Genomic DNA, 939 nt, shown 5'->3' with positions numbered 1-939 from the left:
TCTCGTTGTGTGTCTTTTACTTTTGTTTTGACCGTGCCGGCAGCCACCGTGATCTCCACCTCTCTATTCGTCGGCGGCGTCAAGTGTGTATAGGGGCCAGTGCTCGGCAGGGGCAGTGGCGGACGGGGCCGCAGCGGTGGTCCCACCCGCCGCGACGTTGCCCGCGCGCTTCGCCATGTCGAGCGCGAACGCGATGAACGCGATGACGTAGACGGCCATCGCCGAGTACGTCAGGACGACCGAGTAGCTGGCCAGAGTCGCGGTCATGTTCACTGGGGCATCCTAACGCCGAGGTCTGACACGTGCCGCTTGGCGATGTCCGCGACCGCACGTTCGAGGTTGGGGTCCTCGCCGCGGGCGAGCCCCGCGTACTCGAGGTCGTACTCGCCGTGCTCGGCGCCCGTGCGCGGGACGGCCTTCACCCACACGCGACGGCGGGGCACGAACAGCGAGGTGAGGAGGCCCAGGGTCGAGAGCAGCGCGAAGCCGCCGACCCAGAGCTGCGACGGGTCGTGGTGCACGTCGAGGGAGACGTAGCGCTTCACCCCGTCGAACGTGATCGACCCGGCACCGTCCGGGAGCTGCTTCGTCTGGCCCGGCTTCAGCTGGACCGAGGCCGTGTCCGCCCGGGTCCCCGCGATCTCCTTCAGCCCGCTGGTGTCGAGCGTGTAGACGCTCTGCGGGACGCCGTCGTCGAGGCCGAGGTTCCCCGTGTAGACCTGCAGGCTGAGCAGCGGGTTCTCGGTGTCGGGGTAGGTGCTGGTGAACGCCCCCGTCGACATCTCCTGCGCGGTCGGGTAGAAGAAACCCTGGATCCCGAGCTGGTCGGGCTTCGCGTCCGGCACCTTGATGACGCCGACCGACGTGTAGTTCGCGTCCTGCGGCAGGAACGGCACGACGTCCTTGAACGCCACGTTGCCCTTGCCGTCCCGGACGGTC

General features: G+C 67.9%; 2 protein-coding genes. Both read right to left on the bottom strand.

Annotated elements, in window-relative coordinates:
- Positions 1 to 63 precede the first annotated feature (63 nt).
- The gene (locus NS184_RS18515) at positions 64 to 267 is read right to left on the bottom strand and encodes a hypothetical protein (RefSeq protein ID WP_058727229.1); all 204 of its coding nucleotides are present in this window, start codon (positions 265 to 267) and stop codon (positions 64 to 66) included.
- Positions 268 to 269: 2 nt separating this feature from the next.
- Positions 270 to 939, bottom strand: a 670-nt coding sequence (locus NS184_RS16915; protein WP_193750558.1) for a cytochrome c biogenesis protein ResB, incomplete at its 5' end; no start/stop codon positions are given.

The organism is Curtobacterium luteum (genome assembly GCF_001475545.1).
GTDB lineage: Bacteria > Actinomycetota > Actinomycetes > Actinomycetales > Microbacteriaceae > Curtobacterium > Curtobacterium luteum_A.
This window is presented reverse-complemented; position numbering and strand designations above follow the sequence as displayed.

Excerpts from the sequence above, each read along its gene's own strand:
- NS184_RS18515 (WP_058727229.1), bottom strand. The coding sequence starts at position 267 with ATGACCGCGACTCTGGCCAGCTACTCGGTCGTCCTGACGTACTCGGCG.